5 protein-coding genes and 1 pseudogene are annotated in these 7191 nt (G+C 39.6%); 3 read left to right on the plus strand and 3 right to left on the minus strand.

The window, feature by feature from the left end; translation table 11 throughout:
• Nucleotides 1-111 (plus strand): annotated as a pseudogene (locus FTU91_RS15000) (IS701 family transposase); the annotation flags it as partial.
• Between the two features lie 72 nt (nt 112-183).
• Here the strand turns inward: FTU91_RS15000 and tnpA are convergent.
• Nucleotides 184-582 (minus strand): IS200/IS605 family transposase, encoded by a 399-nt coding sequence (gene tnpA, locus FTU91_RS15005; protein ID WP_180082749.1) that lies wholly within the window; start codon nt 580-582, stop codon nt 184-186.
• Between the two features lie 101 nt (nt 583-683).
• Between tnpA and FTU91_RS15010 the strand changes: the two genes are divergently transcribed.
• Entirely contained in the window at nt 684-1946 is a 1263-nt protein-coding gene (locus FTU91_RS15010) for a transposase (protein WP_257221758.1), read from the plus strand.
• A gap of 69 nt (nt 1947-2015) precedes the next feature.
• Here FTU91_RS15010 and FTU91_RS15015 read toward each other — a convergent pair whose 3' ends face one another.
• Nucleotides 2016-3290, minus strand: a complete 1275-nt coding sequence (locus FTU91_RS15015) for a sensor histidine kinase KdpD (protein WP_180082750.1) — start codon at nt 3288-3290, stop codon at nt 2016-2018.
• 1168 nt (nt 3291-4458) lie between these two features.
• On the opposite strand from FTU91_RS15015, the gene FTU91_RS15020 reads away from it, so the two are divergent.
• Entirely contained in the window at nt 4459-6690 is a 2232-nt protein-coding gene (locus FTU91_RS15020) for an NADP-dependent isocitrate dehydrogenase (protein ID WP_180082751.1), read from the plus strand.
• Nucleotides 6691-6768: 78 nt separating this feature from the next.
• On the opposite strand, the gene FTU91_RS16835 is transcribed toward FTU91_RS15020, so the two are convergent.
• Nucleotides 6769-7047, minus strand: a complete 279-nt coding sequence (locus tag FTU91_RS16835) for a putative phage abortive infection protein (protein WP_180082752.1) — start codon at nt 7045-7047, stop codon at nt 6769-6771.
• Nucleotides 7048-7191 lie beyond the last annotated feature (144 nt).

Below are 7191 nucleotides of genomic sequence, written 5' to 3' on the forward strand. Positions count from 1 at the left end.
GAAAATGTATATCGTTGGCAGAAGAAATTATTTAGACCAATGATCAAAAACTTCATTGATGACTTTATTCTCGATAAAAATCATCTGCTACCACAGAGAATCTATAAATAATAGTGCGTAAGTCCTATTAAAGTGAAATTCACCTCCACCCGACAGTCAGGGTAGAGGTGAATTTCACAGATTTTAACCTTGTTGGTTTTGAATGTACTTTTTAATAATATCCAAAGGCGCACCACCACACGACCCTGCAAAGTAAGATCGTGACCATAAAACAGGCTTGGCATAGCTACCACGTAAATCTAAAAATTCATTCCTCATTTTTCTGCTTGTTACGGATTTTAAATTATTAACTAATTTACTGAGTTGAACTGTCGGTGGGTACTGAATAAGCATGTGAACATGATCTGCTTCACCATTACACTCTTTTAATTCTGCATCAAATTCTTTACATATCTCAGATACACACTCAATAAAATATTTATGGTGTAACTCACCTAAAATTTTCTTCCTGTACTTTGTAATAAATACCAAGTGTACGTGTAAATTAAAGACTGAATTGCGGTTTTTATATATTTCTGTCATTGATCGGGTGTTTATTTGGTGATAGTGTTATACATATATTACTACATGCACACTCATTGATGAAAATCAACAAAGCATACAAATTTAGGCTTTAGCCTAATCTGGAACAGGAGCTTGTTTTAAACAAGTTGCTTGGCTCTGCACGTTTTGTTTGGAATCAGGTTTTAGCCATTTCATTTGAAATGCTTGCCAAGAATGAACGCATCACCAAGGATAACCTGGTTAAGAAAATACCCGATCTCAGAAAAAAACCTGAATGTGCTTTTTTAGAACAGAGCTCAAATGGCGTTTCACTTCAACAAAAAGTTCGTGATCTTGGTGATGCTTGGGCTAGGTTTTTCAACCCAAAAGAACAAGCCAAATTAAAGCAAAAACCATTTAAAGCCAAAAAACCAAGATTCTTTAAGTTGACCGATGATACTGAGCTTCAACTTAGACCACTTATGCCGCGATTCAAAAAGAAATCTGATGGTTATGATTCAATTCGTATTGTTCAATTTGATAGATATTGTTGGGTCAAAGGTAATCAAGTTAAGTTACCCAATGATATTGGTGTTGTGAAATTCAGAAAATCACAAGATATTCTTGGCACAATCAAAAATGTCACAATCTCAAAGCATGTTGGTAAGTGGTACATATCTTTTGGTGTTGAAAGTACAATAGAAGCACCAATCCATCCATCAAAATCAGCGATTGGCATTGATTTAGGCGTTAAAAAGTTACTTACAACATCCAATGGTGATGTATTTAAACCAATCAATAGTTTTAAAGCCAATCAAGTAAGGTTGGCTAGGCTTCAACGCAAGTTGAGAAAGAAAACCAAGTTTAGTCAAAATTGGAAAAAACTAAACTTAAAGATCAATAAATTACACCATCATATTGCCAATATTCGGCATGACTACTTGCATAAAGTCACGACAACGCTCAGCAAAAACCACGCAATGATCGTCGTTGAGGACTTAAAAGTAGCCAATATGTCGAAGTCAGCAAAAGGTACAATCGAGAACAAAGGAACGAATGTAAAAGTTAAGTCAGGCTTGAACAAGTCAATCCTGGATCAAGGTTGGTCGATGCTTGTCGATATGTTGGATTACAAGCAACAATGGCGAGGTGGTTTACTCGTTAAAGTTGATCCTAGATATACAAGTCAGACTTGTAGCTCATGTGGTCACGTTGCAAAAGAAAACAGGCTCACTCAGGCAAACTTTAATTGTGTCGAGTGTGGCTTTAGCGAGAATGCGGATATTAATGCTTCTCGTAACATTTTGGCGGTAGGACATACCGTTTTGTCTGTGGAGGGTGGATGCGGTAAAGGTCGCCCTGTGAAGCAGAAAGCAAGTGAAATCCGTGAGGAAGTCACCTAAGAGCTTTTGCTTTTAGAATCCCTGAGAAACGAGTTTCGCAAGGAGCTAGTCGAAAGTGGAGGGAGTATGTCAAACTTTTACTTTTTCAATTTTAGGCTGTTCCTGGGCTAAAGCCTGATGGGCACTGGTAGCTGCCGGTAAAATCACGTTAAATGTCGTGCCTTCACCTTCTGTAGAATCTACAAAAATTTGCCCATGGTTCAAATCAATAAAACGCTTACACAAGACCAGGCCCAGACCGGTACCTTTTTCTCCTGCAGTCCCTTTAATACTGACCGTAACCGACTGCTGGAACAGCTGATCCATTTGCGCCCGACTCATCCCCAGACCGGTATCCCGTACATAAATATGCACCCCTGTTTCGGACTCATTTGCATGAATGATGACGCGCCCCGTACCATCGGTCGGGGTGAATTTCAAAGCATTCGAAACTAGGTTCTGTATCACTGAAGTAATCATGTTGATATCGGCATAGACCTTGATGCCTTCCTCAATCTGGTCAATTAACTGAATATTTTTCTTTACCGCCAAACTATGTAATACGTCACAAACAATCTTGCTTGACTGTTTTAATTCAAAATTAATGGGATGATAAATGAAACGTCCGCCTTCAGCCATTGCCCAGTTCAGCAGGCTTTCCAGCAGGTTATAAGTCGATTGTGCCGTATCATACAAATATTCAGCAATATTCTGTATGCTGGATTCATCCAGTGTTTCACGCTCTTGCGCCAGCACTTCTGAAAAGCCGAGCAAACCATGAAATGGGGCTCTCAGGTCATGGGCAATAATCTGGAAAAACTTGGTTTTACTGAAATTGAGCGCCGCTTGCTGCTCATACATTTCCTTCAGTTCAGCATGATCTGCCTTCAGTTCAATCATATGGATCAGACTGTTGGTCAAGTCACTGACATTGGTAATACTTTCAGGATGAAACGGTTTTTTCTGCTGATCAAAAAAAAGCGCCTGACCAATTGAAGTACCGTTACTTAAACGCAAATCAAAAGCCAGATAACGCTTGGCCTCTACGCCGAATTGACTCATATGCTGCACCAGATTCGGATATTGGCTATGCTGATGATCAATGAAATTACGCCCTTCAAAATAATGGCTTAAACCGGTTTCATCAGGCGAGCAAAAGGCCTTAAAACCATGCTTGGAGGAATACCAGATATAAGGCTCATGATGAAAAGCCAGTACCGCCTGTTCAGCACCAAGCATGTTGCGGGAAAACCTTAAAAAACGCTCAAGCTGATTCGTTGCTGTAAAAACGCCTAACAATAGTGAGATTTTACATGCACTAAGCTGCTCAGTTTCCGAGCCTATTTCAAGCAACTGCATTTTCATATTTGATTCATCCAATCACTATTATTTGTTGTTTTAAAGAAATAATTATCATGTTTCATCTTATTAACAAAGTTTCATATTGAAGACAATGAATAAAGACAAACAGTGACAATTTATACCCAATATTGACTCTAGTTTTCACCTTGGCATCAAAAGCATACCGCAATTCTATTCAAACAATAAAAAACCAATCTATTATTAATCACTTATATTGTTTGAATATATATCCCGAGGGTCGGACTCGAAGCGAAAATCTAAAGCTATCCTTAATCAACATTTGACTACAATAGCATGGTTTCCAGTTTTCATCGGGACAGTCCGATGATTAAGTGTTTAGCTCATCATCCATTTGTTAAACACGGCACAATTGATCAGCTCATCATTCAATTGTTCAGGCATACTCTATGTTACAGAAATCATCGTAGAGCAAATTGCCATATTTCTTGCGCAAAAATTGAAAAATCATCTTTTTTAGCCTTGCTGTTTTTTTGAGTCTCCCTCTTAACGCATTTCCTGTTTCTCTAGGACTGTCCTGTTCAAATACTGCTGCTCAGAACAGCTATTCATTTATTTAACTTCTTCTTTTACATCAGATCTGCAACCCATTTTCGATGACAGTAATGATTATGATTGTTGCCAGCACACTTTTCAGCGCAGTCATGAATAACAATAATAAATGCTTATCTCCCCCAAATAATTGTCCAATCAATCTAAGAAAAATTTACCTCTTCTTCCCCGCTAGATAATTTATTTCCATGATACCCAACATGTCCTAAGTAATTAGTTTATAAATCGGCAAAAAATCGCTCGCCGGTTTTTTTTTATGCAGGAGGTATTCATACAAATAAGTTATTGATAATAATAAATTATATAACTTATTAAGCAAGATTCTCTACTTATATGACCAAATACGGGGAGTTGCCACATGAGAGACCGGAAGCCTCACCCCGATTCGAAAAATAACTAAATTTCACGTAGAATAGGGGGATTGGTGAACAACACTGATGTATACAAATTTTCAGCCAAAGACCAATATGCAAGATATTGCTGTTCGGCTGAGGTGCAAATAAGCGCCAATACTTTTAATGTTTTATTTAAGCAAACCGGTTCGCAGAACTGAGCCAAAAGCTCGGTACTGACAAACTCAATCTAAAGCAAGGGGCTATATATGGCTGGTGGAAAGTCAAAAATCATTTACACATTGACCGACGAGGCGCCACTATTGGCGACCTACTCCCTGCTGCCGATCATTGAAACCTTTACCAAGCCAGCTGGTGTAGAGATTGTTAAAAAAGACATCTCTGTAGCCGTACGTGTGCTTGCAGAATTTACGGACTTCCTCAGCGATGAGCAAAAAGTACCGAATACCCTGGCAGAGCTTGGCAATCTCACACAAGACCCAGACACTAATATCATTAAACTCCCAAATATTAGTGCGTCAGTTGGCCAGTTGATAGCTTGTATCAAGGAACTTCAATCGAAAGGCTACGCTCTTCCTGACTATCCGGAAAACCCGGTGACTGAGGAAGAAAAAGCAATTAAAACACGTTACAGCAAATGCCTCGGTTCTGCTGTAAACCCGGTTCTGCGTGAAGGTAACTCTGACCGTCGCGCGCCGACTGCTGTAAAAAATTATGCGAAAAAACACCCGCACTCAATGAGCGAGTGGAAACAATGGTCACAAACTCACGTTTCACACATGGATGAAGGCGACTTCTACCACGGTGAAAAATCAATGACACTTGACCGTGCACGCAATGTAAAAATGGAACTCATCACCAAGTCTGGTGAAAGCATTGTTCTCAAGCCGAAACTTGCTTTGCTTGATGGTGAAATTATTGACTCAATGTTCATGAGCAAGAAAGCGCTTTGCGATTTCTATGAAAAAGAACTTGAAGATTGCCGTGAAGCAGGCATTTTGTTCTCTTTACACGTTAAAGCAACCATGATGAAAGTTTCACACCCGATTGTATTCGGTCACTGTGTGAAAATTTACTACAAAGATGCATTTGAAAAACACGGTAAACTGTTCGACGAATTAGGCATTAACGTAAACAACGGTATGGCTAATCTTTACGAAAAGATTGCAACCTTACCAGAGTCACAGCGTGACGAAATCATCCGTGACCTGCACGCGTGTCAAGAACACCGCCCAGCACTGGCGATGGTTGACTCAGCTAAAGGCATCACCAACTTCCATTCTCCTAACGACATCATTGTAGATGCTTCTATGCCTGCAATGATCCGTGCCGGTGGTAAAATGTGGGGTGCTGATGGTAAACAGTATGATGCTAAAGCAGTCATGCCTGAATCTACATTCGCACGTATTTACCAGGAAATGATCAATTTCTGTAAATGGAATGGTAACTTCGACCCACGTACCATGGGTACTGTGCCAAACGTTGGTTTGATGGCACAAAAAGCTGAAGAATACGGTTCACACGACAAGACATTCGAAATTCCTGAAGCAGGTATTGCGAACATCACTGACCTTGAAACAGGTGAAGTGTTGATGTCACAAAACGTGGAAGAAGGCGATATCTGGCGTATGTGTCAGGTGAAAGATGCTCCGATCCGTGACTGGGTGAAACTTGCAGTAACTCGTGCACGTAACTCTGGCATGCCTGCGATCTTCTGGCTTGACCCGTACCGTCCACATGAAAATGAACTAATCAAGAAAGTACAAAAATACTTGAAAGATCACGACACAACTGGTTTAGACATTCACATCATGTCTCAAGTTCGTGCAATGCGTTATACGCTTGAACGTGTTGCTCGCGGTCTGGATACCATTTCTGTAACAGGTAACATTCTTCGTGACTACCTCACAGACTTGTTCCCAATCATGGAACTGGGTACTTCTGCAAAAATGTTGTCTATCGTACCGTTAATGGCCGGTGGTGGCATGTACGAAACTGGTGCTGGTGGTTCTGCACCTAAACACGTACAACAACTTGTAGAAGAAAACCACTTGCGTTGGGATTCTTTAGGTGAGTTCTTGGCACTTGCAGTGTCATTAGAAGAAATGGGCATTAAAGAAGACAACGCTCGTGCGAAACTTCTTGCGAAGACACTTGATGCTGCGACTGGTAAATTGCTTGACAATGACAAGTCTCCATCACGTCGTACTGGCGAGCTAGATAACCGTGGTAGTCACTTCTACCTGGCTAAATTCTGGGCTGAAGAGCTTGCTACACAAGACGAAGATGCTGAGCTTAAAGCGAAGTTTGCTCCTCTTGCGAAAGCACTTGCCGAAAACGAAGAGAAAATCGTTGCTGAACTTGCAGAAGTACAAGGTAAGGCTGTAGATATCGGTGGTTACTTCGCTCTTGATCAAGAGAAAGTAAATGCAGTAATGCGTCCAAGTGCTACCTTTAATGCTGCACTTGCTTCAATCTAAGCTTTTCCAGAACTGACGAAAGTTAGTGATGTAAAAAACCGGCGTTTAGGCGCCGGTTTTTTATTGTCATCAAAAACTTTAAGACTCTAAATTAAAGTATGATGCATCATAAAACTGATCAACATACTGCGATACATTATTAATTTTAAAATTGTTAAATATTTCTCTCCCTCTAAAATCTTCCAAAAGATCGGGATACAATGGAGCTATAAAAAAAAGTAGCATTTGCTCAGATGTTGATATCAATCCTTTCAAGACGTTCATGTATAAATTTTTTTCTTTATCTGTGAGACCCGCATTATCTACAAGGAGATAAATACTTTTATAAATTTTAAAATATGAATATATTGAAAGCACTGCTTTCTTATTATTAATTTTCCTCTGTACACGACAAATTTCATAGGATCCTTGTCCTATCAGGCTTTTTCTTTCTTAAAATTGCTAGCACTTTCTTAAATTCTTCTTTTTTTCCAAAACCAATCAAACGTAGAATAGCCATTT

The organism is Acinetobacter sp. YH12201 (assembly GCF_013418145.1).
Taxonomy (GTDB): Bacteria; Pseudomonadota; Gammaproteobacteria; order Pseudomonadales; family Moraxellaceae; genus Acinetobacter.